The organism is Paenibacillus sp. Y412MC10, from assembly GCF_000024685.1.
Lineage (GTDB): Bacteria > Bacillota > Bacilli > Paenibacillales > Paenibacillaceae > Paenibacillus_AQ > Paenibacillus_AQ lautus_A.
Genome location: NC_013406.1, coordinates 2,071,085 through 2,096,887, shown reverse-complemented (window position 1 = coordinate 2,096,887; position 25,803 = coordinate 2,071,085). Strand labels below are relative to the sequence as shown.

The following is a 25,803-nucleotide window of genomic DNA, read 5'->3' as shown; positions in this document are numbered from 1 at the left end:
CCGGACAACATTACATATTATATCGTGATTCCATGCGGTACACAACCATTAAACATTAACAACAGCTGATTATTTTCCCATTCCGAAATCAAACAAACTGGAACGGCTCCGTGTTGATGCGGGAAGCCACGACCCGAGTTTCGTACTTATGCTCCTGCAGCTTCTGCTCCATCCACTCGGCAACTTTGACTTTCATGATCTTCTCGGCATTGTGGCCCGGATCAATGATGGTAAGTCCTGCGGCCAACGCGTCCTGTGCCGTATGATAATCCACATCCCCCGTTACCAGCACGTCTGCTCCCCGAAACAGCGCCTTCATCATGTAGCGTCCTCCGGAGCCGCCGATAACGGCTGCCTTGCGTATGGTACGGTCGAGTTCTCCTACGACGCGAACATGAGGGACCTCCAGCTTCTCTTTTACCACGTCGACCAACTCAGCCAGTATCAGGGGCTCCTTCAGCTTCCCGACCCGTCCAAGACCGAGGGATCTTCCCTTCAGGTCCATGTTATACAGATCGTAGGCAACCTCTTCATAAGGATGCGCCTTCAGCATGGCCTGGATGACCTTGTTCTTAATCGTGTGGGGAACGATCGTTTCGATCCGGACCTCGTCTGCCCGTTCCATCTTTCCTTCTTTACCTTGAAAAGGGGTGCTGCCTTCTCTTGGAACGAAGGTACCGAAGCCCTCGATATTGAAGCTGCAGTGGCTGTAATTTCCGATCCAGCCTGCGCCGGCCCCGAGCACGGCATCCAGCACCTCTTGATGATGGCTCTTCGGAACAAACACCACCAGCTTGGACAGCTGCTCGTTATGCATGTCATGGATGGGCGACGTATCCTCGATGCCCAACGCCTCCGCCATCCAATCGTTCATGCCGCCCTCGGTTACGTCCAGATTGGTATGGCTTACATAGACCGCGATGTCGTGTTTGATCAGCTTCTCGTATACCTTGCCCATCGGCGTATCCGTCTGCAGCTGCTTCAGCGGACGGTAGATAATCGCATGATGCGCGATAATCAGATCAGCCCCAAGCTCAATGGCTTCATCCACCACTTCATCATTCACGTCCAGTGCAACCAGCACCGTGCGAATGTCCTTTTGCAAGGTTCCAAGCTGGAGCCCGATTCGGTCATCGGGTTCGGCCACGTGCTTCGGGGCCAATTGCTCCATGTATTGAATTACGGTTTGTCCTTTGGCAAGCATGCCAGCACCTCCTGAATAAACTCGATATCCGATCGAATCTCGCTCGCCTTATCGGCCGCCGTGGGCAGATCCGAACGCGATAACGACTGAAGTATATGCCCCATCTTCTCCATCTCCGACGTCCATTTATCGTGGAAAACCGGATTCGGGGATTGCGTCAACCAAGGCCCCATACGGAACAGCCAGTTCGCAGAAAGCCGGACACCGTCTCCGATCGTCCTTTCCTTGTATACCTGTTCATTCGTCAGGTCCGTTCCGTCCGAAGGCTCGGCGACCAGCACCTCGTAAATTTTCCCGTCTTCCTCCAGGATCCATTCCTCGATCAGCACCCAGCCATGGGAATGCAGCCATCTGCGCAAAATATCCTCTCCCACGTTCGGCTGTAAAACAAGCCTGCGAACGCCGGCCAGCTTCTCGATCCCGCGATCCAGAATCGCTGCAATCAGGCTGCCGCCCATGCCGGCAATGGTAATAACGTCGGCCTCACCGGCCGAGAGCACATTCAATCCGTCCCCTTTTCGCACGCTGATGACATCGGTCATCCCTGATTCGATGACCTGCTTGACGGCAGCATCGTAAGGTCCTGGATTTACCTCACCGGCGACGGCTTGAACCGCAGCTCCGCACTCCACGGCAGCCACGGGCAGCAGGGCATGATCCGAACCGATATCTGCAAGTTTGCTGCCGCGCGGAATCTTCTCCAGAATTTTCGTTAATCTTATTGATAATTTCAATGCTGACACCCTTACATTCCATATTTTCGTTCAATCCACGATCTATTCATTACCCTAACAGACACAATACCAAACTGCAAACCCGCAAATCCGGCAATCCAACCTGGTGCCAGGTCATTTGCAATGGGTCTGGAAAAGAGCTAAAATAAAGACCAATACAACAAATGCAGGAAGAAATTCCAGAACCAAGAAACTTCATTCGCCCTGCTTGCATTCGAAAAAAAGGACCTGCTGCGTTACTGCAGAAGGTCCGTGGATTAAGCTATTCGAGAAAATCCTTTAACCGCTTGCTGCGGCTCGGGTGACGAAGCTTACGGAGCGCTTTGGCTTCGATCTGCCGTATCCGCTCACGCGTAACGCCGAATACTTTGCCGACCTCTTCCAGCGTTCTTGTGCGGCCGTCATCGAGTCCGAAACGAAGGCGAAGGACATTCTCCTCGCGCTCTGTCAGCGTATCCAGCACATCCTCGAGCTGTTCCTTCAGGAGCTCGTAGGCAGCCGCGTCAGCAGGAGCGAGTGCTTCCTGATCCTCGATGAAATCCCCAAGATGGGAATCGTCCTCTTCGCCGATCGGCGTTTCCAGCGAAACCGGCTCCTGGGCAATCTTCATGATCTCCCGGACTTTCTCAACGCTGAGTTCCATCTCTGCAGCAATTTCCTCCGGCGAAGGCTCGCGCCCAAGCTCCTGCAGAAGCTGTCTGGATACACGAATCAGCTTGTTGATGGTCTCTACCATATGCACGGGAATACGGATGGTACGGGCCTGGTCCGCGATTGCGCGCGTGATCGCTTGGCGAATCCACCAAGTCGCATACGTACTGAATTTGAAGCCTTTTTTGTAATCGAATTTCTCCACGGCTTTGATCAAACCCATGTTGCCCTCCTGAATCAAATCCAGGAACAGCATTCCACGACCCACATAACGCTTCGCAATACTTACGACGAGACGCAGGTTGGCTTCGGCCAGACGGCGCTTGGCTTCTTCATCTCCCTGTTCAATCCGGTTGGCAAGCTCAATCTCATCATCCGCGGACAACAGCGGAACCCGTCCAATTTCCTTCAGGTACATCCGAACCGGGTCGTTAATTTTGATCCCCGGAGGCAGTGAAAGATCGTCGTCAAATCCAAAATCCTCATTATCATGGGATTCGGAATCTCCCGATTGCCGGTGAGGGCCCTCTTCGTCATTTTCATTTACCACATCGATGCCCAGGTCGGCCAGCTGCTCATAGAACTCTTCCATCTGCTCCGTGTCCTGATCAAATGGCGACAATTTCTCCATAATATCTTTATAGCTTAATACGGATCTCTTTTTACCCTGTTCAATCAACTGATCCTTGACTTGATCCAGCGTAAATTCCGTTTCTAGTTCAGTATGCTGATCATTCGCCATCATTCGACTCCCTCCTCCCTAGAAACAGCAATGCGCGGGGCTTCATTGTCTTTCTAGGGCGATAATCTCACTTGCAATTTGCGCGGCTCGCAAAAAATCACCAGAGCGCTCCGCTTTTATCATTTCTTCTTTTTTCTGGTCGATCTCTCTCTGCTGCGGAAATTTCAGCACCTCGCGTATGCAATCATCGAGCACTTGAACGTTCCACTCGGCGGGTGCTTCCATCATCATGATCGAGCTGACCGTCATTTCCAAACGATCGTCTTGGAGCGATGACATGAAACGGCTGATATCCGGAGATTTGCCCTGTGCGTAAAAAGCATATAGATAAGCAGCGATTGCCGCATGATCTTCAATATTAAACGCTTCTCCCAGGCGATCGCCAACGTATCGCGCGGCCTCCGCATCCTGCAGCATCAGCGACAGCAGCCGCCGTTCTGCAGCATGGTAAGCAGGCAGAAGTGCCGGGGCGGGCTGGCGCCCTTTTTTATGCCTACCATTATTCCACCTTTTTTCCTTATTATCCCCATCGCCCATCTTTTTTTGCATCGATTGCCGAAGCAGATTGCAATCCTGCTTAAGACTTTCGTAGGAAAGATGAAGCTCGGAGGATAATTCCCTCAAATAAACCTCCCGTTCGGTTGAGGAATCCAGTACGGCGATAATGGGCAGTGCCTCTTTGGCGTAGGCAATTTTACCATCTTCTTCTAGCAGTATATGGTTTTTCTTCAGATATATAAGTTTAAATTTTGTTGTTGAAACGGCTGTTTCTACCACATGCCTGAAACGCTCGGGACCGAACTTGCGGATATAATCATCCGGGTCCATTCCTTCGTTCACCAAAGCGATTCGTACCTTGAGACCAACGCCTTCCAGCATTGGAATGACTTTTGACGCGGCGGCCATGCCGGCTTTATCGCCATCATAGACAACAACAACTTCTTCAGCCACCGATTTCATGATTGCCACTTGGTTTTCCGTTAGAGAGGTTCCCATCGTTGCCACGCCGTTGTGCAGTCCTGCTTCCCATGACGAAATGACATCGCCGTATCCTTCGAATAACAGGATTTGACGCAATTTGCGTATGGATGTTTTGGCCTGGTGCAGGTTGTACAATGTGCGGCTCTTATTAAATAGAAGTGTCTCCGGGGAATTCAGGTACTTCGGTTGACCGTCCCCCAGTATTCTGCCAGCAAACGCGATGACCTTGCCGCTGCGGTCATGTATCGGAAACATGATTCGTCCGCGAAAACGGTCGAGATAGCCTTCTTGTTCATGTCTTGCGGATAATAAACCGCCTCTTTCCATCTCTTTCAAGTCAAAGGAGCGTTTGGTCAGGAACTGAACCAGCGTGTCCCAACGATCTGGCGCATAACCGATTTGAAACTGATCAATCATCTTGTCGTTCATTCCGCGGGCTCTTAAATACTTCATGGCTTCCGTACCATGTTCCGTATTCTTCAGCAGGAAATGGTACAGCTTGGCGCTAAGCTCATACGCTTCAATCAAACGTTCTTTTTCCGGATTACGAGGAATTACGGGAACTCCTTGACCTTCCGGCAACGAGATATCATTCTCTTCTGCCATTGTCTTGACGGCTTCGGGAAAAGAAAATCCTTCGATTTCCATTCTAAACTTAATGGCGTTTCCGCCCTTACCGCAGCCATAGCAGTAAAAGATTTGGCGTTCCGGTGTAACCGTAAAGGAAGGAGTCTTCTCTGAGTGAAACGGGCATAAGCCCTTCAGGTATTTCCCCTGTTTGGTAAGATGCACGTATTTGCTGACCGTATCCACAATATCGCTTTTGGCCAGTACTTCCTCAATGACATCATCCGGAATATTGCCTTGTCCGGTACTCATCCAAACCACCTTCATCTCTTTTGGCACGTAAATAGTATTCGCTACGGGTGGACATTCTCCTGCAATTCACGCAAAAGTTTTGTCAGTTTATGTTGAAAAAACCTCCGGTCTTCGTCAAGCAGTTTCTTGGGCCCTTTGCCATACCTTCCTTGTTTCCTCGCCTTCGCCTGATGGTGACGGGAATCCAGCATGAAATCGATATCCGTATTATGGAAAATACGGCCGCGAAAGGAGATCACGTGGCATGATTTGGCAAGCGCAAGCGCAGCCAGTCCATAATCCTGCGTCACCACGATATCCCCCCTGGATATGTGGTTGGCGATGTAGAGGTCCGCACTTTGATCACTCCGGTCCACCTGGATCGTCGTAACCCCTTCTTCGGCTTGCAGCAGATGATCATAGGAAGAAACAAGCAGCACCGGCACACGGAATGCACGAGCAGTCTCTGCGATTTCCTTCTTGACTGGACAAGCATCCCCGTCAACCACGATTGAAATGGAGCTTTCGTTCATACGCATCACCGGCTCTTATCTTTAATCTTGGGTCCTTATTATGCTGTATATTATTATATACGTCTTTGGCCGATTAAAATCCTGCTGCCCAAATAAACAATGACCTTGCCCATGCTTGAATCCGTCCGTTCATAGCGAAAGCGCCATCCCGCGCTGAACCGCGGGCTGTCGCTTTCACTGAACAATACATTATACCATTTGCAAAATCATGCTGTCACTACTACCACACCAATTTCGTGAAATCGGCATACCGCTTCAGATCACCGTCGATTCCAGAGAGCAGCGCAAGGCGATTGGCCCGAACCGCTTCGTCTTCAGCCATCACCATGACCGAATCAAAGAACCCGGTAATCGGCTCCCTTAGTCCACTCAGCAAGGACAGCGAGCGTTCGCCGTCCGCTGCCTGCAGCGCGGCATGGTAATCTGCGCGAATCGCGTTCCAAGCTTCATAAAGCTTGTTTTCTTCCGATTCCGTGAACAGTTCGGCGTTGACAGCGGCCTTGCCCGCCTTGGCAGCCAAATTGCTGACCCGGTTGAAGGACTCTACCGTCGTTTTGAAATCCTGGACGCTCTCCACGGCATTCATCAGCGCATGGCCGCGGGATACGACGGACACCACATGATCGAATCCGGCCGTAATGACCGCATCCACCACATCATAACGCTGGTCTTCGGACAACAGCTTCTTCACGCGAAGCCCGAAGAACTCCTTAAGGTCTTTGCGGATTTCGTCAGTCGATCGCTTCAATACGCGAATGTTCTCGTGAACCTCGAGCGCCACGCCGAACACGTCGGATAAAGTCACCGGAAGTTTGTGCTCCAAGATGATCTGAACGATGCCCGCAGCCTGACGCCGGAGTGCGTAAGGATCCTGGGAGCCAGTCGGAATAATGCCGATGGAGAAGCATCCAACGATGGTGTCGATTTTATCCGCGATGCTCACGATGGAACCCACCGTCGTGGAAGGCACCGAATCGCCGGCAAAGCGAGGCTGGTAATGCTCGAACACCGCTTTGGCCACATGCTCCTTCTCGCCGGCTTTTCTTGCGTAATCCTCACCCATAACCCCTTGCAATTCAGGGAATTCATAGACCATCTGCGTCACCAGATCGAATTTGCAAATATCGGCCGCACGGCTCACGGAATCCGCTGCGTCTGCAGAAACGTTAAGCTTCGCGGACAACTGATCCGAAATCCGGCGGATTCTGCGGACTTTATCGCCGATCGTCCCCAGCTCTTCATGGAAAACGATGCTCTCCAGCTTCGACAGGGCATCCTTGATCTGAAGCTTCTGGTCTTCCTCATAGAAGAATTTCGCATCCGATAACCGGGCCCGCAGCACCTTCTCGTTTCCTCTCGCAATCACGTCGAGGGAGCGGCTGTCCCCGCTGCGAACCGTTACGAAATACGGAAGCAATTGTCCCTGCTTATCCAGCACCGGGAAATACCGCTGATGCTCACGCATGGACGTAATCAATACTTCCTGCGGAATATGAAGGAATGAGGAGTCGAACGATCCGTACAGCACGGTTGGAGTCTCAACCAGGAACAATACCTCCTCAAGCAGGTCATCCTTGATCGCGATATTCCAGTCCTTCTCCTGGGCCAGCGCCTGGATTTGCGAAACGATCATCTCCTGGCGCTCATTCACGTCGACGATAACATGCTGTTCGCGAAGTACGTCGCGGTAAGCTGATGCTTCCGGAATTACGGCTTCTCCGCCAAGGAAACGATGCCCGCGAGTTACGTTACCGGCCTTCACGCCCGTAATTTCCAGATCTACCGTCTCGCTGCCCAGCATCGCGACCATCCACTTAATCGGACGGACGAATTTGAATTCGTGCGCTCCCCAGCGCATGTTTTTCGGGAATGTCATCGAAGTCAGTATGCCAAGCAGTCCTTCGGACAGGATGGACTTCGTATCCACGCCGACGCTATTCTTCGTCACGTAAATATACTCGACTCCGCCGAGCTCCTTAAACGTAAAGCTCTCGGGATCAACGCCCTGGCTTTTGGCAAAACCAAGAGCCGCCTTGCTCCACTGCCCGCTGTCATCAAGAGCGATCTTGCGGGAAGGCCCTTTCACTTCCTCGCTTACGTCCTCTTGTTTATCCGCAACGTTCTGAACCCATACCGCCAAGCGGCGCGGGGTAGCAAATGCCGTGACTTCGCCATGCGCGATTCTGGAAGTTTCCAGCCATTTGACCAACTTGTCCTGAAGCTGCTCCATCGCGGCGCGCAGAAATCTCGCCGGCACTTCTTCCAGGCCGATTTCAAACAATAAATCCTTAGACATGCTCTGCGCCCCCTTTCTTAATCAGCGGGAAGCCCAGCTTCTCGCGCTCCTCCAAATACGTGGCAGCTACCTGACGAGCCAGGTTGCGCACGCGCATGATGTATCCCGTTCTCTCCGTTACGCTGATCGCGCCTCTGGCATCCAGAAGGTTGAACGTGTGCGAGCATTTCAGAACATAATCATACGCGGGGAACACCAGATGCTGGTTCATCGCTTTATTCGCTTCTTCCTCGTACATGTTAAACAGCGTAAACAGCATCTTCACGTCGGACACTTCAAAGGTATACTTCGAATGCTCGAATTCCGGCTGATGGAACACGTCTCCGTAGGTAATGCCGTCTACCCACTCCAGATCGAACACGTTCTCTTTATCCTGGATGTAGGATGCAAGGCGCTCCATGCCGTAGGTAATCTCCACAGCCACCGGATTGGCGTCAATGCCGCCAACCTGCTGGAAATACGTAAACTGCGTGATCTCCATACCATCGAGCCATACTTCCCAGCCCAAGCCCCATGCACCGAGCGTTGGCGCTTCCCAGTTGTCCTCCACAAAACGGATGTCATGATCAAGCGGATTGATGCCAAGACGCTTCAAGCTCTCCAAATACAGCTCCTGGATATTGTCAGGCGAGGGTTTGAGAATGACCTGGAATTGGTGATGCTGATACAAACGGTTCGGGTTCTCCCCATAGCGGCCGTCGGCCGGGCGACGGGAAGGCTCAACATAAGCCACGTTCCACGGCTCAGGTCCGATCGAACGCAAATACGTCATCGGGTTCATCGTACCGGCGCCTTTTTCCGTGTCGTACGGCTGCACGATGATGCAATTCTGTTCCGCCCAAAATTGCTGCAGCGTCAAAATCATCTGCTGGAAATTCATGATTTTAGCTCCTTTGTTTTCTTTTTCGAATCCAATCCATCATGCTAACATTTCTCTGTACAACAAAAAGCTCTCGTCCTACGCCTGTTGTACAGACATAGGGACGAGAGCTGTAGCTTCCCGCGGTTCCACCCTACTTGGCCTTGCTTTTGCCGCCGAGTGATCTGACGATCTCCAGCGATAAGCAAAACCCACTTTATCGTTTCACCATGCTCCCGGGTGCCCTGTTCATGAATATCTCCCGCCAGGCTTCCACCGCCCCCGGCTCGCTATCATTGGATCGATTATTCACTACTTTCCCGTTCAATGCATGTCAGTATTCAAAAAACTAATAAACTGATAAATATAATACCTCATTCCATACCTTACGTCAAATGTTGTACTTGTCCATTTGATCCAAAAAGTTTTGCGATTTCAAACGCAGCCCCAGCTGCATATCCATCAACGCTCGCATAACTTTTTTGAGCTCGGCCTTCGTTTCGTCCTTTACGTCTACATTGCCCAGCCGCCTCAGGTCCAGGCGTCCAAACAGGCGCAGCAGCTTCAACGTTCTGGTTGAGATGGCCATCGCCGGCGGATCCAGATGTTTGCAGTAACGGCACAGCACGCCGCCAAGGCGGGGGCTCACCAGCATATCTTCGTCTTTTCTGGATTGATTGCATGAAATGCAAACATCCAGCTCCGGCCCGTACCCTGCCGCCTGCAAAATTTTCATCTCATACAGATTGATGATAATTTGGGGATCCTTATCCTCCTGAAGGGCTTCCAGGCAGGCCTTGAGCTGATGAAACCAAAAAGCGCCCGTCTCCTCATCCTGCAGCACCCGATCCAAGAGCTCGCAGGCATAAGAAGCATAGGCGGCTTTTACAAGGTCCTCCCTGAGCCCGTGGTGAGATTCCATAATCTCGCCGGCGTTCAAGTTGCCAAGCCCGGTACCATTTCGGAAGAACACATATTCTCCATAAGTAAACAGCTGCGTCAGAGCAGCATGACGGCTTTTCACCTTCTTTGCTCCTCTGACCAGCACGCCTACCTTGCCCGATTCTTTGGTGCAAAGTGTAATGATTTTGTTCCCTTCACCGTAGTCCATGCTGCGGATGACAATCCCTTCCGCCCGATATAGCATGCGCTTTCCCCCAACCATTCCTGGAACAACCAATGATTACTCGTCTTCTTCATTCGGGGCCGCCTCGTCTTCAACGGATGCAGCTGCAAGGACCGATTCACCCTCGGCTTCCTTATACAGCAAATACGCATCGACATCTCCAGTCATCGCAAAATACTTCCACGAAAAATCTCGCATTCGTATTCATCCTCTCTTCGGAAATGACGTCTGCATCATCTACGAAAATTAGGATGTGCCTCTAGAGCAGATTTATGAAATGCAATTGTTGGCAGGCGGCAGCCGCGTATGATTTCCCTCGAATTTGAGCCGGCTTCATTATTCCCCGCGGTGAAATCCGAGATCGCGAAGAACGCGTTCTTGATTGCGCCAATCTTTTTTTACTTTAACCCAGAGCTCCAAGAAAATCTTGGACCCCAGCAGCCTTTGAATATCCTGGCGGGCCTGTCTGCCCACTTCTTTAAGCAGCGCCCCCTGCTTGCCGATAATGATGCCCTTCTGGGAATCGCGCTCTACGAAAATAACGGCGGAAATATAGACGGTTCCGTTCTCTTCTACCCGCATGTCCTCGATGGTGACTGCGATGGAATGAGGCACTTCCTCCCTGGTCATGTGCAAAATTTTCTCGCGAATCAGCTCGGCGCATACGAATTGCTCCGGATGATCCGTCACTTGGTCCTCAGGATAGTACTGCGGGCCTGGCGGCAAATACTTCTGGATCTGCTCGAGCAGCGTGTTCACATTGCTGCCGAGCTTCGCGGAAATCGGGACGATCTCTGCAAAATCATGCAGCTTCCGATATTGCTCGATCAGAGGCAGCAGAGCGGGCGGCTCAATCTTGTCGATTTTGTTCATCACCAGGATGATCGGCGTCTTGATCTTCTGCAGCTGCTCGGCGATATACCGGTCTCCCCCGCCGATGCCCTCGGACGCGTCAACCAGGAACAATGCCGCTTCAACCTCACCCAATGTGCTCAAAGCGGTCTGGTTCATATAATCTCCGAGCTTGGACTGACGCTTATGGATGCCCGGCGTATCCAGAAAGACCACTTGGGAATCCGGGGTCGTATAAACGCCATGGATTTTGTTTCTTGTCGTTTGCGGCTTGTCCGACATGATGGCGATTTTCTGGCCGATCACTTGGTTCATCAGCGTCGATTTTCCTACGTTCGGTCTGCCGATAATTGCCACAAAACCGGATTTAAATTGTTTTTTTTGCATACCATGCCTCCGTTACGGTTCCGTATCTACGTGTTGTGTACTACATGATTCCATACTATATGATTTGGAGTCTTACTGCTTGTTTAAATCCCATGGACCGAACGCCCCAGGCAGCAGTTCGCTGACGGTCGTCTCCTTGATGTCGCCCTTCATGTTACCCATAATGACCTTCATATCCGGCTTGCACAGCTCCACCAGCACTTGCCGGCATACGCCGCACGGCGTGCACGGGCCGTCCGTATCCGCAACGATGGCGATCGCTTGGAAACTCCCCGCTTCATGACCGTCGGCAATCGCCCGGAACAATGCCGTGCGCTCCGCGCAGTTGGTCGGTCCGTAGGCGGCATTCTCCACGTTGCAGCCCAAATGCACCTGTCCGCGAGAATCCAGCAGGGCCGCTCCCACGCCGAATTTCGAATAAGGTATGTACGCCCGCGTGCGCGCCTTAATCGCTTCTTGCATCAACAAACCTTCATCCATATCTAGTTCCTCCTATATCGTTCAGTTTGTTAAAGTTTGTATCCATTTCCATACCGGTTCATAGAAGACCATAATGCCGATCACGACGGCAAAAACCGCTGCAACGAGTGCTGCACCGGCTGCCGTATCCTTAGCCACCCGGGCTAACACATGTTCTTCAGGCGAGACCAGATCGATGATGGCCTCCACCGCAGTATTGACCAGCTCCGCGATGAATACAACGGAAACCGCCAATAGCAAAAATAACCAGCGGATTCGATCCAATTGCAGCAAAGCTGCTGCGATGAACACGATCAAGGCAGCAGCAATGTGGATTTTCATATTGCGTTCCGTTTGTACAGCCGTCAAGATGCCTCGCATGGCGCACCCAAAAGCCCTGTATAACGATTGTCTGTGCGGCTTCACTATCTTGTTAATCCTACTTCGGCTAGTACGGCTTCCTGTTTGCCCATCATTTCGGCTTCGCTTGCCTCATCCTGATGGTCATATCCGAGCAAGTGAAGAAATCCGTGAACAAACAGAAAACCCAGCTCACGCTCCAGGGAGTGACCGTATTCTTCGCTTTGCAGCTTCGCCCGGGGGACCGAAATAATGATATCGCCCAGTACATCCGGCACGCTCTCCAGCTCTTCTCCCTCTTCCAGCTCATAAATGATCTCGAGCTCATCGTTCGTTATTTCATTCATGGCAAAGGAGAGCACGTCGGTCGGACGATCGATTCCCCGGTACTCCCGGTTCAATTCATGGATCCCTTCATCATCGACAAAGGTCAGATCAACCTCGCCATCGGTTACGCCTTCAGCCTCTCCGGCCTTCTGCAGAATCGCTTCAAGCAGGGCGATCAATTCCTCGCCAATCTGAAAATCCTCTTGTTCATTATTCCATGCCAGCTGCAGGCTCATTCTTATACGCTCCTTCTCTGTTCCTCACTCGTTGCGGACGTCTCCGATGCGGTCGAGGCTTCGCCGTTCGGCGCGGATAGTTTGGGACGCTTCACATCCTCCGGATATTCGATCCGGGAATGGAAAATCCCCATCACCGTCTCCTTTAACGTCTTGGCGATGATATCCAGTTCCTTCATCGTTAAATCGCAATCATTAAACTGATGGTCATCAAGACGCCCCTTGATAATCTTCTCGATCATCGATTCGACCTGTTCGACCGTTGGTTTACGCAATGATCGGACGGCCGCTTCCACGCTGTCGGCGATGCCGACAATCGCAGACTCCTTGGATTGGGCCTTCGGCCCCGGATAGCGGAAATCATCCTCCGTGAAATCCGGCTCGACGCCCTGCTCTTCCGCCTGGCGAACCGCCTTATGATAGAAATAGTGTAAAAACGTGGTGCCATGGTGCTGCTCCGCGATATCCCTTATCGGCTTGGGAAGCTTATACTCCTTAAGCATCTCCACGCCATCCCTTGCATGCGCAACGATAATGGATTTGCTCAGCTTCGGTTCTATGGAATCATGCGGATTCTCCATATTGTTCTGATTCTCGATGAAATAGATCGGGCGCTTGGTTTTTCCGATATCGTGATAATAAGAACCGACGCGGCACAGCAGTCCGTTCGCGCCAATCGCTTCCGCAGCAGCCTCGGACAAGTTGCCGACCATGACGCTGTGATGGTATGTGCCCGGCGTCTCTGTCAGCAGTTTACGGAGCAGCGGATGGTTCGGATTCGACAATTCAACCAGCTTCAGCGCCGAGAGGATGCCGAAGGTGACTTCAAAGAACGGCATGAGCCCGATAACCAGGATCGCCGTTAACAGTCCGCCCGCGATGGCAAAGCCGATCGAATACAGCGTTTCCGTCGTAGTCCACGTGTCGTTATTGAGCAGCAGCATAATGAACACGATCAAGGCGCCGAAGAGAGAAGCCATGATGCCGCCCTTCAGCATCGTCGACCGCTGGCTCGCGCGGTGGATCGAGAAGATCGCCACGCAGGAAGTCACGGCTGCGAATAACCCGAACTTGAAGTCGAACAGTTCCCCTTGAACGTTCAATATGACGCTTGCCATGATGCTGAAGATAATGACGCTGAAATAGGCAAGCGAGGTCTCCAGCAGCAGGGTAACCAGAATCGCGCCGATCGCGACAGGCGCCAAATACCCCACGTACATCTGGGAATCGCTCTGCAGAAATGCGGTCAAATGCATGGTGATCAGCGTAATGACGTACACCAGGACCAACATCAGCAGTTGCGAGTTGTTGTATTTGAATTTGCCCGGCTCCGACTGCCGGATGAACATCAGTATGCCGAGGGACAGCAAAACGGACAGGAGCAAAACGCCAAGCTCCGGCCAGTAGTTGATGTCGTCCTTCAGCAGCCCGTTCTTGCCGAGCAGCTCGTACAGTTCCGGCGTGATGAGCTGACCCTTTGCCACAAGGGTGTCCCCTTGTTTGATAAAGACGGGCGGGGTATTCTCGCGAGCTTCAACCTTCGCATTCTTCGTGGCGACCTCGTCATAGAACTTGTTGGCCGTAATCGTTAAACTCGCCAGTTCCTGAACGACTTCCCTCGCGGTCCGATCATTCAACGAGCTGGTGTTCACTCGTTCCGCCACGCGGGTGCGGGCCGTGTCGGCATCCACGATCTCGTTCAGCATCAGCCTGGAGACGATCTCGCGAGCTACGGGCTTCATCTGGATAATATCTTCCGAATTCAATCGCGGTATCTTAATGAACGTTTCCTCGGGAATCCGATAGGTTTGTTCTTCGATGACCCGCTGCATTTCCTGAAGCAGCTCTTTGGAGTAGGCTTCATTCGTGCTGTTGGCCGACACGAAATTTTGCACGAATTCTCTGGCCATCCGCGGAATTTCTTTGCGATAAATCTCCACCTTTTCGGCGGAGCTGATATCCACGTCCTGGTTCAAACGTTCAATACGGTCAAGGATCTGCGTAACCAGAACGTCGTTCCGCAGCGGGACGAGAGGGTAAATCGGCTGGACGTTCTCCGCCGCCGCCTCCTGTGCCTTCAGCGTCGCCTTGCTGTCCTCGATTTGAACGGGCGCCACGATATTCTTTTCGCTTTTCGTATTGACCTGGATGTCATAGCGTTCCGGTAAAAGCTTGGATGCTAGACTGATATAGAAGAGCAAAGCAAGCAGCAGAAACAGAATATAGCGTGTTGCCACGCTATATTTCCATCCGCTGTTTTTACTCCACATGGACTTGTCCGTCGATGGTTCTTTGGAGGCCATTGCGACAATCCCCTTTAATCTTGGTTTTCTGCTGCTTTATCATAAGCGACGATGATTTTTTGTACTAAGGAATGACGTACAACATCCTGTTCGGCAAAATAGACGAATCCGACTTCCTCAATTCCGCTTAATATCGTTTTAGCTTCGATAAGTCCTGATTTTTTCCCCCGCGGCAGGTCAATCTGGGTCACGTCCCCTGTAATGACCATCTTCGAACCGAATCCGAGCCGTGTCAGAAACATCTTCATCTGTTCCGGCGTGGTGTTCTGTGCTTCATCCAAAATAATAAACGAGTCGTCCAGCGTCCGTCCGCGCATGTACGCGAGCGGCGCGATTTCGATCAACCCGCGCTCCAGCGCCTTGGCCGTTTGATCCGGGCCCATGACGTCGTATAAGGCATCGTACAAAGGTCTCAGATAAGGGTCAACCTTCTCTTGTAGGTCTCCGGGAAGGAAGCCCAGGCTCTCTCCGGCCTCCACCGCGGGCCTTGTCAGAATGATTCTTTTGACGGATCCTTCCTTCAGCGCGGCTACGGCCAGAACGACGGCCAAATAGGTCTTCCCTGTTCCGGCAGGACCGATGCCGAATACGATGTCCCGCTTCTTGATGGTGGTCACATAGTGCTTCTGACCGATGGTTTTTACTCGAATAGGCTTACCTTTGAAAGTTGTCGTAATCTCGCCCTTGTACAGATCCAGCAGCTGATCGGCTCTCAGATCCTTGGCAAGTTCTACAGCATAAAGAATATCGCGCTCGGTCAAAATGTAGCCGTTGCGCACAAGCTGGAGCAGCACTTCAAACAGCTGCTGAAGACTCTCCACATTTCGATGTTGTCCCCGAATCGTGATGACGGCTTCCCGTGAATCGATCGTCGCAGGAATCTCTTTTTCGATTAATTTTAGAAATGTATCTTGTGGTCCGAATAAGGACAGACCTTCTGACGCGCTTTGAAGTAAAATTTGAATGCTGGTCGTTTGCTGTGACAAATAGCCTCATTCTCCTTGATCGTATACTATGGGAAGTTCTTTCGCGATGGTCTCTTCCACCTCAAAAAGCACTTTCATATAAACTTTACCATTCTCTTTCTTATCATGCAAAATTTTTTGGCTTACGAATCTTGAATCGGTCCCATATTTCGCCAAAATATCGCGGCGTGCCCCCTCGATTCCCTCTTTTTTGGCTTCATCCTCGGTAATGGTCCGCTGGACCTCGGTGACCTCCATGATTTTTTCCGTCATCCAGCCGAGCGGCAGCACGCGCGTCCTCCAAGTCAGCGGATCATAGAAGGTCAGGGTCTCCTGCTGCGAATACGGGATTTCCCCGTAGCCCCACAACTGAACGGCACGATCCCCGAACACGATATAGGAGCGTTTCTTTCCTTCGCCCGTATAGACCTTATGCGTTTTTACCAACGGAATTTCGATATCGTATTCATGCCATACCAGGCCTCTCACTTCCCCCTTGGCTACGACTCTTTCCGAGTTCTCCTCATCCCCAAGAACCCCGGAGATCAGAATGTCGCCCTTCTTCACCCGGCTGTTGATCCCTACTTTAGGAACCCCCTTCTCTGCGTACATGTGAGTAATTACCGCGTCCTGGGTACTGATCAGATGCCTTGGGCTCTGGAGAGGCGGTTTCTCCGGCACGGCTGCCTCGACGATCTGAATGCGTATGCGCGTCCCGTTGCGTTCCACCCCTACCCAAGAGGTTCCCGGAAGACGGACGGTCAAATTGCCGGACAGCTTGTCCATCGATTGCAGCTTAAATATCCATTGAAACGGATAAATGCCCTCCTGTTTGGCCGCATCGAGCACATCTTCCGACGCAATCGTTTCATTCCCCTCGACTTCCACGTTCCATACCATGGACGAAAGCGTCAGCAGGATCATAAAAAACGCAACGACGCCGATAACAAAAGCTTTGCGTTTGAACAGACGTCGTGCTTGAAAAGGATAACCAAAACGCTCCTTGATGCGCGTACGGCAGCCTGTCCGTTTTAACAGCGGACGGAGCCCTTTGAAATCTTTCAGCAGCAGCTTAAACTCTGCTGAATGCGCCCCTGTCGGTGTTACATCCCAAACCGGGGTCCCGGCCTCCGCCAATGAATTGATGAATGCTTCCACATGCTCACCGCGAACGGCGAGCTTCAAATATCCTCGAAGATGGATCATCGTCGGAATCTTCACGGTTTCTCCCCCAATCCTATGTATTGAATATTATGAATGGTGCCAATGATGGTCACTTCGTGGCTTTGAATGGCCTGAATCGCAAGCCCGGTCCCGGAAATCTCCAAAGAACCCTGCGTTAATGACAACACAAGTCGTTCCTCGGAAAAATGCCGGACTCCGCGATGGTTTTCGATATGCAGCTCTTTATTGCCAATCAGGGTCAACCGCGGTAAATCAAATAACAGGTCCTGTGGCAAATCAAGCATTTCTTGGGTCCATTTCTGCAGCTTGCGGCTGATGCGGGACATATGGAGACTTTCCCCCTTCCTGTACTGTACACCTTATGCCCCAGGTAGCCGTTTTATGAGATGAAAAGTAAAAAGACCGCCCCGTCAAAAATCTGACGAGGCGGTCTCCCGCTTCTATGAATCTATTAACAGCAGCTAATTTCGTAAAACTCACCCAATCTTAGTTTCTGAAACCCTCAAAGCGTCCGAAGATTACCGGCGAGAGTTCATGGAGCGTTTGGCACGCGGGGGTCCCAAAATTTCGGCCCAAACAATGCCGTTTCGAGCCTGTTCTGCAAGATTCGATCGACTGCTCCTAGTCTGTTCGCGATCTTCATCTTGGCTTTCGACAACAGTTTCAGGTAATGCGATGGTCATCCGATTCAAATTAGAGTGAATCCGGGTTAAGTCCTTCTCCATCATCTCGATTCTATGATCTATGCTGTCAGGGTGGAACCTCATCTCTTCCTCACGTCTCGCTCGATCAATCTCTTGATGTTCAAGAGAGTATCCGTTCCCGGTATCCGTTTCTTCTTCATCCAACCGCTCGATCCGGGTGCTTTCCTGAACAGGCGGACGGGAGACTTGTGGAGCCGTCTGTACCCGTCTTGCTTCAGGCCGCTGTGACCGCTGCTGCCCCGGTCTTGCAGGACGGTCCCCTTCGCCGCCGAAGGATGGCATACGAGGGTTTTTCCCCTCCTCGGGGTTCTTTCCCCTTCTTCCGAGGGCGGAGATAATGAAGAAGCCTATAACAGCTACAATGTAAAAATTTTCGATTAACCAGCTCACTATAGGCTCACCTCATCGTGGTTACTTGGTTTTGTTGTCTCCGGAGTTGTCATTATTCTCACCCATCTTACCGAAGGAACCTCTCATTTGCGTATCGGCTTCGATATTCTTCAGGTTCATATAATCCATCACGCCCAGCTGGCCGCTGCGAAGCGCTTCTGCCATCGCGAGCGGAACTTGAGATTCCGATTCCACGACGCGTGCTCTCATCTCTACGACGCGAGCCTTCATCTCCTGCTCTTGCGCTACCGCCATGGCACGGCGTTCTTCCGCCTTCGCTTGAGCAATGCGCTTGTCGGCTTCGGCCTGTTCGGTCTGCAGGTAAGCACCGATGTTTTTGCCTACATCCACGTCCGCGATATCAATAGACAGAATCTCAAACGCTGTTCCTGCGTCGAGTCCCTTGGACAGAACCGTTCTTGAGATCAGGTCCGGATTTTCAAGAACATCTTTATGCGAATTACTGGAACCTACCGTCGTTACGATACCTTCACCGACACGAGCAATAATCGTCTCTTCGCCAGCACCCCCGACCAAACGGTCAATATTGGCACGTACCGTTACACGTGCTTTAACTTTGACTTCAATACCGTCTTTTGCTACGGCTGCTACAACCGGCGTTTCGATCACGCGCGGGTTAACGCTCATTTGCACCGCCTGCAGTACATCGCGTCCGGCAAGGTCGATCGCAGCAGCTCTTTCAAACTCGAGCGGAATATTCGCGCGCTGGGCTGCAATCAAGGCGTTGACCACCCGGTCTACGTTACCGCCGGCCAGATAGTGACTCTCCAGCTGGTTGATATTAAGACCAAGTCCTGCCTTTGTGGCCTTGATGAGCGGATTCACGATCCGGCTTGGCGTTACGCGCCGCAGGCGCATAGCCACCAATGTAATAATCCCGATGCGCACGCCGGAAGCGAGCGCCGAGATCCAGAGCATTAACGGGAAGAAACTGAAAAACACGCTAAGCAGGATAATCGCGACAACCCCGATTAGAAGAATCGGTACCAAAGAACCATCCAATTCCATATTCGTTTACCCTCCAATATTGAATATTTGCCTTCATCACGTAGAACGTTTAAACACGGGCTCTTTTAATACTACACAATTCCGCGCAGAGGTTCACCCTTTTTCTTCCTCTACCACAATTCGGGTACCGTCCGTCTTGATGACGCGGACCGGTCGGCCGGAATCGATGAATCCGCCAAGGGTAACCACATCAAGGCGCCGTCCCTCAAGTTCCATCGTCCCAGCCGGCCTAAGCGGCGTAATCGAAGTTCCGACCAGGCCGATCAGTACATCCCGGTCTTCATTCGGAATATACCCCTGTTCCTTCGATAAGCTGTCGCTGAGTATGAACTTGCGCCATACTCCCCGTTCCTTGAATACGAGGGCAACCACAATGATGGCCACCAGGGCCGATGCCGCCGCAACCCCAAGGGACAGAGCAACATGAGAGGTGCTATAGGCCGCCATGACGACGCCGGCAATCAAGCTGGCTGAGCCTATGATGCCCAGTATCCCGAAGCTTGGCACAAACAGCTCCATCGCCAGCATCACGATACCGATCACAAACAGCAGCCAGGTCTCCCAACCGGCAAATCCGGCCACCTGATTGCCGAAGAAATAGAGCACGAATGCAACCACGCCAAGAATCCCCGGCACGCCGAAGCCTGGAACAATGACTTCGATAATCACGCCGGCGATACCGATGAACAACAGCAGCGTCATAACCCCGGGATGCGTAAGAAATGTAGCCAGCTTCTCCGAGAAGGTCGGCTCCATCCGAAATACGTCCTGCGTGGAGTAGTCCATCCATGTGATGACCTCTTCGGTGCTGTTCGCAATCGTGTCCGCATAGCCTGTCTTCAGCGCTTCATCATGCGTCAAGGATAGACCCTCGCCAGGTTGTTTCGTCAATCCGATTTCAGGCATATCGACCTTCAGATTGATATCTGCCATGCCCATCGCGATTTCTTTGTTTCGACCACCCGCCTCGGCAGCTCCTGCCATCTTGCTCTTCCACCAGGAAACCAGCTTGGCATCTTCGATCCGATTGCCTCTGGCATCCACCATATAAGCCGCGCCGATCATGCTGCCCTCGGACATGGCAATCTTGTCTGCATTGAGTGCGATGTAACTGCCGGCCGATGCCGCATCGCCCGTAATGTAAGCCACGATCGGAATCTCGCTGCCCTTCATCAAGGTAGCAATTTCACCCGCTTGGTCGACAAGACCGCCCGGCGTATCGATTTCCAGGACGATCAGTCCTGCCGCCATCTCTTTGGCTTCCTTAAATCCGCGTTCCATAAAGCTGGTTAAGCCGCGTTCGATCGGCTGCTTCACCGGAATGACGTACACCGACCCGATGTTAGCCGCCATCGCGGATTTCATCGGTGCTGCATACATTCCGATCGATATCAGCATCATCACGACCGCTGCCGTTAACGTCAGGAATCTGCGCATCCACAACTTTCTACTCATCTTTTCCCCTCCTTTTCGACTTAATTCGGCCACCTCTACCTTCATTTCGACAAAACAAGTTCAGCGGCCTGCCTCTTGCATAAGCATATGTATCTACTTGCACCCATATGGTAGTTATTACGAATCAGAAACGATTTCGTTTCAAAAAGTATGCCCATCCATGGAAAAAACCATCGATCAAGGCGCTCGGCTTCTCCAAGCCCTGCTCCTTCACGACAAAGAAAAAACACCCCTTGAGAAAACAAGGGGTGTTTCACTTATGTTGTTACAGAAATTGTTGAACAACTTGATTGACAAGCTTTCCGTCTGCACGCCCTTTAACTTTCGGCATGAGAGCGCTCATTACTTTACCCATCTCGGCTTTTGAAGAAGCACCGGTTTCCTGGATGGTCTGCTGTACAATGACTTTAATTTCTTCTTCAGTAAGCTGTTCCGGGAGGTAGGCGCTAAGGAGCTCAATTTCTGCTTTTGCATCGGCGGCAAGATCGTCGCGTCCCGCTTTTTCAAATTCTTGGAGGGCATCTTTGCGCTGTTTGATTTCACGACTAAAAATATCAAGCACTTCGTTGTCATCCAAACTTCGTTTCAAATCTATTTCAAGATTTTTTATCGTCGAACGAACCATTCGAATCGTTGAGAGTTTGAACTTGTCCTTACTCTTCATCGCTTGCTTCATATCTTCGTTCAATCGTTCGCTAAGATTCATGCTAGTTCAGATCCTCCTAAAACTTTCTCTTACGAGCAGCCTCGGACTTTTTCTTGCGCTTTACGCTTGGCTTTTCATAATGCTTGCGTTTCTTCACTTCAGCCAATACGCCATCTTTAGCAATGGAACGCTTGAAGCGACGAAGTGCAGCATCAATTGTCTCGTTTTTGCGAACTTTAGTTTCAGACACCAGTTTTCCCTCCCTCCGACCAGACCGTCCAAGAGCATTAACACGGTTCATCAAACTTCATTATAGGGCAAACCGAAATAGGGTGTCAACCTTGGGCGTTTAATTTACGATAGTCCGTGCAATGGAAACACCCCCGCGGCGGCCATGCGCTGCGAGGCTGATATATTTCTTCCTATGCAAGAAATTATGTATGAGCCGGGGAAATGCCGGTTAATGCGCCTAAGCGGCGGCCGCCCATCAGGTGATAGTGCACGTGGAACACCGTTTGTTCCCCATCGCGACCACAGTTGTTAATTAACCGATAACCGCTCTCCGCAATGCCCAGCTTGGCCGCGGCCTCTTTAGCCGCTTTGTGCATCTCGCCAATCAGCAGCAGGTCCTCATCCCCAATATCGTTCATGGAAGCGATATGCTTCTTCGGAATGATCAAGACATGAACCGGCGCTTCCGGGTTGATGTTTTGAAATACGAGCACCTTATCATTCTCGAGTATCTTCGTGGAAGGAAGCTCACCTTCTACGATTTTACAAAAAACACAATCCATTCGCGGTTACCCCTTTCATGCGTGTACATGCTTTTATCATATAAGAAAACGGGCAGTGCGTCCAATCAATGGAAGATGATCCATATAAAAAAAAAGAGAAGCACCCCTGGAACGCAGCTGTCCAGTAAGGAGGCGCTTCATCACGAGAGCAAGGGAAAAGAAAGGAATCTCTCATGATCAAGCGCCAGCCCGGTGCTTCCTCTATATGTCGGCTTATCTGTACTATAACAGTGCCTTGTTGCTGTTTCCGTGATTTAAATCACACCGCCTTATGTTTTGCGGCTACATCGATTCGATTGCAATCCGGGATCCCGCTCCCGCCTGTTCCGCCGGCTGTACCACCAGCTTGCGCGGCAGGCGTGCCCGAAGCTCGGGCACATGGCTGATGATGCCGACGGTTAGCTTATCGGTATGGAGGCGCTCAAGCGCGGTGATGACCGTCTCCAGCAGCTCCGGATCCAGCGTGCCGAATCCTTCGTCGAGGAAAAAGAATTGCAGCGGATATTGCCCGCGCAGCTGGATTTGGGCGGAGAGCGCCAAAGCCAAGGCCAATGAGGTCAGGAACGTCTCGCCGCCGGATAAAGTGGATACCGGACGCCGGACGCCGCCGTTGGCATCGTCCCGAATGACAAAACCTCCGCCGGAATCCACCTCAAGCGAGTAGCGCTGCTTGGTCAAATAGCGAAGACGCTGGGAGGCCGACTGGCTCACCTGCATCAGCTGTTCTTCCGCAATATATTCAACAAACGCGTTGCCGCGCAAGCAGGACTGCAATTTGGACAAGCGTTCGCTCTCTCGCTGGAGGTTTAGGCGCCGCTCTTCCAATTCCATGAACCGGACGTGACGCTGGTTCAAGTCTTCCAAATCCCGCTCCGCCCGGGCTCTCGCCTGCAGCGCTTCCTCGTCGGTTGCACGGGCCGCCTGAAGCTCGGCTGTGCACCGTTCCCAGTCCTCTTCTTGGAACGGGCGGGTGCCAAGCTTCAGCTCGACGTCGCGAAGCCTCAGGGTCCATTCCCGCTGCCCGTCCCGATGCGCTTTCACGAGCTGGGCACATCGTTCGCTTTCTTCCGGGGTCAAGCAGGCTTCCATGACGGCATGCTCCGTAGCGAACGGAGAGGCGGCCAGCTGGTTCTCCCAGGCAAGCTTGGCAGCCACGTGCTGCTCCTGCGCGGCTATTTCCGCCTGTTCCGCAAGCGCCGCTTCCTTGGCTGCATGCCGAGCCGCCTCCTCTGCCTTCCTGCATTCGCTCCTGGCTTGTTCCGCGGACTCCTTAAGCAGCTTCATCCTGGACCTGCACTCGCCCAGCATTTCCTCAGCCGACCGGTCTCCGATCCAAGCCTGAAGCCGCTCTTCTTTATCCTTCAGGCCATCCGCCTTTCCTTCCCGCTGCGCATCCCATTGAATCTGCAGCTTTTCGAGCTCAAGCAGCTGCTGCTCCAAGCGGAGGACGGCCTCCTTTTTCTCTTCGATGAATGGAACGCTGCGCTCAAGCCCTTCCTTAATCGATTCGGATTCCGCGTCCTTCTCTTGCATGAGCTGAAAACGGGCAGCTGCCTCTTCCAAAGGAAATTCCGGCTTGTTTTCCTGCCAGGAAGCCAAAATGTCCGCAGCTTCGGTTTCCAACCCGGCTAACTGATCCCGCATCTGGTGCTCTGCCGCTTGCCCATTCTCCAGCGCGGCGCTCTGTTTCATCAGCTCCTGCCGACATGCCAGGAGACTCTGCTGCACCTTGGAAACTTCCGCTCGGCATTGTCCGATGGCAGCAGCTTGAGCATCAGCCGCTTCTATGAGCCAGGCTGTATCCGAAGCAAGCTTTTCCGCGTCGTACGGCCCTTCAGCGACAGGCATGGCGGTTACCGCGGCTTCCATCGATCCGCTCTGCCTGAAGGAAATCGCGTCAATCAATTCGCCTTCTGCGAAAGTGCCGATCTGCGAACGCGATTGACTCGCCAGCGACTCCGCTTCGTTATGCTGCCCCCGCAGAGTCAGTCTGGCTTCCTGGATTTGATGCGTGATCCGCGTCAGCCGGTCCATGCCCTCATCCAAAGTCTCTTCAGGCTGTCCTGCCGAAACGGCCGGTTGCGGATGATGCTGACTTCCGCACACGGGACAAGGCTCGCCTGGCCGGAGCTCGGCGGCCAGCGAAAGGGACAGCGCATGAAGCTGTCTGTCCCGAAGCGATCGGCTCATCGCCTGGCTTACCTCGACTGCGGCGGCGGCGATCCGATCGGCAAATGCCGATGCTTCGGCTGCGTCACGCTGCAAGCCGTCAGCCTGCATGGAGAGCTGTATGTAATCGCGCTGCAGCTCCTGCTCCTGCTTCTGCATGGTACCCAATCTGGCCTCGAGCTCCTTCAGCTTGCCCTCCTGCGATTTCAGTTCGAGCTCGGACTTGTGCTTCTGCCTTCGGACAGCCTCAAGCGCTTGAACCTTCTGCATCGCCAAATGAAGCGCCTGGCGCTCCCCTGAGCGGGTCTCCAGCCCTTTCAGCTTGCCCTGCAGCTCCTCCTGCCGCCTGCGGCCTCGTTCGAGCAGCTCCTGCTCCTTATGCAGCAGAGCGGTTACCCCTTCGCGCTCTTGGCGCGCTTTCGTTCGCTGCGCATCCAGCTTGGCCAGTTCTTCCCGTAATGCATCACGTTCCCGCTGCAATAAAACGGCCTGCTCCAGCTGCTGCTCCCGAAGCACCAGCTTCGGTTCCTCGGCCCGAAGCGCAGCTTGGGCGGCTTCATCCGCCTTCACCGCCTGCTCGGCTGCCTGCTGGGCGGACGCGGCTTGCGCCAGGAGCCCTTCGGCAGTCCGCCGCCGCTGATCCCATGCCTTGCCGGATTCGCGCCATGCCTCAAGCGCGGGGAGAACGGCGGCCGCAGCCCCTGTCAGCTCAAGGCGGCGTTCCAACCGCTGCATCTCTTCCTCATGCTGGGCAAGCTCGTCCAGCTTCCCCTGCAGCCGCCGCTTTTCCATATCCAGCTCGCGAATTTTTCCCATAGCTTCATGGGCTTCCATGGCGGCTTGGAGTTGATTGCGGGATAACGCCGCGTGTTTCTTGGCATGTTCCAGCACCGCAGTTGCTTCCGCCAAAGCTTCCTTGCCTGCACTTCCAAGACCCTGCTGTTCCGCTTCGACCGATTTCAGAGAACCCTCCGTATCCTTAACACGGCGGCTGAGCTTGATCGCAAGCTGATCCCCGTACCGTTCCAAATGGAACAACCGCTGCAGCATCTGCCGGCGTTCGCTCCCCTTCAGGGAAAGGAATTCGGCGAACTTTCCCTGTGGAAGCACGACCGCACGGGTAAAATCGTCCATTTTGAGCCCGATTTTCTCTTCGACGCAGCGGGTGACCTCGGCCAATTTATCCGCCACCACCTGATCCCCTTCGGGGGTAACGCGAATGAAACGGCTCACCGTATTGCTGATGGAAAGCTCGTTTACCCGTTTGAACCTGCGCTCTACCCGGTATCGCTCCAGCCCAGCCGCGGAAGACAACTCAAACGTAAAGGAGACGGACAGACCGTCCTCCGAGTGGTTCATGATGCCCTGGGTTCCGTTAACCGCGCGCTCCACTTTTCCGTACATGGCTAAGGTAATCGCATCCAGCAGCGTGGATTTCCCGCTGCCCGTCGGTCCGAAAATACCGAAGAGCCCGGTTTCGCACAACGTTTCGAAATCAATCTCCTGCGTGCTTCGGTAGCTCTGCAGTCCGGATAACTTCAACAAAATCGGCTTCATT

Annotated in this window: 24 protein-coding genes; all 24 read right to left on the bottom strand. The window is 52.6% G+C overall.

The features are described from left to right. Positions 1-88: 88 nt before the first annotated feature. The 24 genes from GYMC10_RS08905 to GYMC10_RS08795 all read right to left on the bottom strand — a co-directional run bounded on the left by GYMC10_RS08905 (position 89) and on the right by GYMC10_RS08795 (position 25,802). The gene (locus GYMC10_RS08905; protein WP_015734208.1) at positions 89-1,204 is read right to left on the bottom strand and encodes a Nif3-like dinuclear metal center hexameric protein; all 1,116 of its coding nucleotides are present in this window, start codon (positions 1,202-1,204) and stop codon (positions 89-91) included. After that, positions 1,180-1,938 carry a tRNA (adenine(22)-N(1))-methyltransferase gene (locus GYMC10_RS08900; RefSeq protein WP_041621953.1) on the bottom strand — a complete coding sequence of 253 codons (759 nt, stop codon included), beginning with the start codon at positions 1,936-1,938 and terminating at the stop codon, positions 1,180-1,182. Before GYMC10_RS08900 ends, GYMC10_RS08905 begins: the two co-directional genes overlap by 25 nt. 262 nt (positions 1,939-2,200) lie before the next feature. After that, positions 2,201-3,331 (bottom strand): RNA polymerase sigma factor RpoD, encoded by a 1,131-nt coding sequence (rpoD, locus tag GYMC10_RS08895; RefSeq protein WP_036666181.1) that lies wholly within the window; start codon positions 3,329-3,331, stop codon positions 2,201-2,203. Positions 3,332-3,373: 42 nt separating this feature from the next. Next, complete coding sequence (gene dnaG / locus GYMC10_RS08890; RefSeq protein WP_015734206.1) at positions 3,374-5,191, bottom strand: DNA primase; 1,818 nt, start codon at positions 5,189-5,191, stop codon at positions 3,374-3,376. A 41-nt stretch (positions 5,192-5,232) separates the two neighbouring features. After that, positions 5,233-5,709, bottom strand: coding sequence for a YaiI/YqxD family protein (locus tag GYMC10_RS08885; protein WP_009592134.1), 477 nt, complete (start codon positions 5,707-5,709; stop codon positions 5,233-5,235). A 214-nt stretch (positions 5,710-5,923) separates the two neighbouring features. Next, a complete protein-coding gene (glyS, locus tag GYMC10_RS08880) occupies positions 5,924-7,999 on the bottom strand; it encodes a glycine--tRNA ligase subunit beta (protein ID WP_015734205.1) in 2,076 nt (691 codons plus the stop codon). Next, positions 7,992-8,879, bottom strand: coding sequence for a glycine--tRNA ligase subunit alpha (gene glyQ, locus GYMC10_RS08875; protein WP_015734204.1), 888 nt, complete (start codon positions 8,877-8,879; stop codon positions 7,992-7,994). The genes glyS and glyQ overlap by 8 nt, the downstream gene beginning before the upstream one ends. 370 nt (positions 8,880-9,249) lie before the next feature. Continuing rightward, positions 9,250-10,005 (bottom strand): DNA repair protein RecO, encoded by a 756-nt coding sequence (gene recO, locus GYMC10_RS08870; protein ID WP_015734203.1) that lies wholly within the window; start codon positions 10,003-10,005, stop codon positions 9,250-9,252. Between the two features lie 36 nt (positions 10,006-10,041). After that, positions 10,042-10,182 carry a YqzL family protein gene (locus GYMC10_RS31805; RefSeq protein ID WP_009590824.1) on the bottom strand — a complete coding sequence of 47 codons (141 nt, stop codon included), beginning with the start codon at positions 10,180-10,182 and terminating at the stop codon, positions 10,042-10,044. A gap of 138 nt (positions 10,183-10,320) precedes the next feature. After that, positions 10,321-11,223: a GTPase Era gene (gene era, locus GYMC10_RS08865; RefSeq protein WP_015734202.1), complete on the bottom strand. Its 903-nt coding sequence runs from the start codon at positions 11,221-11,223 to the stop codon at positions 10,321-10,323. 72 nt (positions 11,224-11,295) lie between these two features. Then, the gene (cdd, locus tag GYMC10_RS08860; protein WP_015734201.1) at positions 11,296-11,703 is read right to left on the bottom strand and encodes a cytidine deaminase; all 408 of its coding nucleotides are present in this window, start codon (positions 11,701-11,703) and stop codon (positions 11,296-11,298) included. 21 nt (positions 11,704-11,724) lie between these two features. Next, positions 11,725-12,108, bottom strand: coding sequence for a diacylglycerol kinase family protein (locus GYMC10_RS08855; RefSeq protein ID WP_015734200.1), 384 nt, complete (start codon positions 12,106-12,108; stop codon positions 11,725-11,727). Beyond that, on the bottom strand, positions 12,108-12,605 hold the full coding sequence (ybeY, locus tag GYMC10_RS08850; protein ID WP_015734199.1) for an rRNA maturation RNase YbeY: 498 nt from the start codon (positions 12,603-12,605) through the stop codon (positions 12,108-12,110). The genes GYMC10_RS08855 and ybeY overlap by 1 nt, the downstream gene beginning before the upstream one ends. Before the next feature lie 2 nt (positions 12,606-12,607). After that, a complete protein-coding gene (locus GYMC10_RS08845; RefSeq protein ID WP_015734198.1) occupies positions 12,608-14,908 on the bottom strand; it encodes an HD family phosphohydrolase in 2,301 nt (766 codons plus the stop codon). Between the two features lie 14 nt (positions 14,909-14,922). Then, positions 14,923-15,894, bottom strand: a complete 972-nt coding sequence (locus GYMC10_RS08840; RefSeq protein ID WP_009590792.1) for a PhoH family protein — start codon at positions 15,892-15,894, stop codon at positions 14,923-14,925. A 6-nt stretch (positions 15,895-15,900) separates the two neighbouring features. Further along, on the bottom strand, positions 15,901-17,094 hold the full coding sequence (yqfD, locus tag GYMC10_RS08835) for a sporulation protein YqfD (RefSeq protein ID WP_015734197.1): 1,194 nt from the start codon (positions 17,092-17,094) through the stop codon (positions 15,901-15,903). Beyond that, entirely contained in the window at positions 17,091-17,384 is a 294-nt protein-coding gene (gene yqfC, locus GYMC10_RS08830; RefSeq protein ID WP_009590797.1) for a sporulation protein YqfC, read from the bottom strand. Before yqfC ends, yqfD begins: the two co-directional genes overlap by 4 nt. Positions 17,385-17,576: 192 nt before the next feature. Continuing rightward, the gene (locus GYMC10_RS08825) at positions 17,577-18,044 is read right to left on the bottom strand and encodes a hypothetical protein (RefSeq protein WP_261979626.1); all 468 of its coding nucleotides are present in this window, start codon (positions 18,042-18,044) and stop codon (positions 17,577-17,579) included. Positions 18,045-18,173: 129 nt separating this feature from the next. After that, positions 18,174-19,181, bottom strand: a complete 1,008-nt coding sequence (gene floA / locus GYMC10_RS08820; protein WP_009590804.1) for a flotillin-like protein FloA — start codon at positions 19,179-19,181, stop codon at positions 18,174-18,176. Positions 19,182-19,274: 93 nt separating this feature from the next. Continuing rightward, a complete protein-coding gene (locus GYMC10_RS08815; RefSeq protein ID WP_015734195.1) occupies positions 19,275-20,636 on the bottom strand; it encodes an NfeD family protein in 1,362 nt (453 codons plus the stop codon). Positions 20,637-20,901: 265 nt separating this feature from the next. Then, positions 20,902-21,342: a GatB/YqeY domain-containing protein gene (locus GYMC10_RS08810; protein ID WP_006209020.1), complete on the bottom strand. Its 441-nt coding sequence runs from the start codon at positions 21,340-21,342 to the stop codon at positions 20,902-20,904. A gap of 16 nt (positions 21,343-21,358) precedes the next feature. Next, positions 21,359-21,532, bottom strand: coding sequence for a 30S ribosomal protein S21 (rpsU, locus tag GYMC10_RS08805; RefSeq protein ID WP_005547957.1), 174 nt, complete (start codon positions 21,530-21,532; stop codon positions 21,359-21,361). A 184-nt stretch (positions 21,533-21,716) separates the two neighbouring features. Continuing rightward, positions 21,717-22,076 (bottom strand): histidine triad nucleotide-binding protein, encoded by a 360-nt coding sequence (locus tag GYMC10_RS08800; RefSeq protein WP_015734194.1) that lies wholly within the window; start codon positions 22,074-22,076, stop codon positions 21,717-21,719. Positions 22,077-22,358: 282 nt separating this feature from the next. Further along, entirely contained in the window at positions 22,359-25,802 is a 3,444-nt protein-coding gene (locus tag GYMC10_RS08795) for an AAA family ATPase (RefSeq protein WP_015734193.1), read from the bottom strand. Position 25,803 lies beyond the last annotated feature (1 nt).

What these genes read in the sequence shown, in the direction of transcription:
- GYMC10_RS08905 (WP_015734208.1), bottom strand. Translation starts at nt 1,204, where the DNA reads ATGCTTGCCAAAGGACAAACCGTAATTCAATACATGGAGCAATTGGCC.
- rpoD (WP_036666181.1), bottom strand. Translation starts at nt 3,331, where the DNA reads ATGGCGAATGATCAGCATACTGAACTAGAAACGGAATTTACGCTGGAT.
- dnaG (WP_015734206.1), bottom strand. Translation starts at nt 5,191, where the DNA reads ATGAGTACCGGACAAGGCAATATTCCGGATGATGTCATTGAGGAAGTA.
- GYMC10_RS08885 (WP_009592134.1), bottom strand. Translation starts at nt 5,709, where the DNA reads ATGCGTATGAACGAAAGCTCCATTTCAATCGTGGTTGACGGGGATGCT.
- glyS (WP_015734205.1), bottom strand. Translation starts at nt 7,999, where the DNA reads ATGTCTAAGGATTTATTGTTTGAAATCGGCCTGGAAGAAGTGCCGGCG.
- glyQ (WP_015734204.1), bottom strand. Translation starts at nt 8,879, where the DNA reads ATGAATTTCCAGCAGATGATTTTGACGCTGCAGCAATTTTGGGCGGAA.
- recO (WP_015734203.1), bottom strand. Translation starts at nt 10,005, where the DNA reads ATGCTATATCGGGCGGAAGGGATTGTCATCCGCAGCATGGACTACGGT.
- GYMC10_RS31805 (WP_009590824.1), bottom strand. Translation starts at nt 10,182, where the DNA reads ATGCGAGATTTTTCGTGGAAGTATTTTGCGATGACTGGAGATGTCGAT.
- era (WP_015734202.1), bottom strand. Translation starts at nt 11,223, where the DNA reads ATGCAAAAAAAACAATTTAAATCCGGTTTTGTGGCAATTATCGGCAGA.
- cdd (WP_015734201.1), bottom strand. Translation starts at nt 11,703, where the DNA reads ATGGATGAAGGTTTGTTGATGCAAGAAGCGATTAAGGCGCGCACGCGG.
- ybeY (WP_015734199.1), bottom strand. Translation starts at nt 12,605, where the DNA reads ATGAGCCTGCAGCTGGCATGGAATAATGAACAAGAGGATTTTCAGATT.
- GYMC10_RS08845 (WP_015734198.1), bottom strand. Translation starts at nt 14,908, where the DNA reads ATGGCCTCCAAAGAACCATCGACGGACAAGTCCATGTGGAGTAAAAAC.
- yqfC (WP_009590797.1), bottom strand. Translation starts at nt 17,384, where the DNA reads ATGTCCCGCATCAGCCGCAAGCTGCAGAAATGGACCCAAGAAATGCTT.
- GYMC10_RS08825 (WP_261979626.1), bottom strand. Translation starts at nt 18,044, where the DNA reads ATGCCATCCTTCGGCGGCGAAGGGGACCGTCCTGCAAGACCGGGGCAG.
- floA (WP_009590804.1), bottom strand. Translation starts at nt 19,181, where the DNA reads ATGGAATTGGATGGTTCTTTGGTACCGATTCTTCTAATCGGGGTTGTC.
- GYMC10_RS08815 (WP_015734195.1), bottom strand. Translation starts at nt 20,636, where the DNA reads ATGAGTAGAAAGTTGTGGATGCGCAGATTCCTGACGTTAACGGCAGCG.
- GYMC10_RS08810 (WP_006209020.1), bottom strand. Translation starts at nt 21,342, where the DNA reads ATGAATCTTAGCGAACGATTGAACGAAGATATGAAGCAAGCGATGAAG.
- GYMC10_RS08800 (WP_015734194.1), bottom strand. Translation starts at nt 22,076, where the DNA reads ATGGATTGTGTTTTTTGTAAAATCGTAGAAGGTGAGCTTCCTTCCACG.
- GYMC10_RS08795 (WP_015734193.1), bottom strand. Translation starts at nt 25,802, where the DNA reads ATGAAGCCGATTTTGTTGAAGTTATCCGGACTGCAGAGCTACCGAAGC.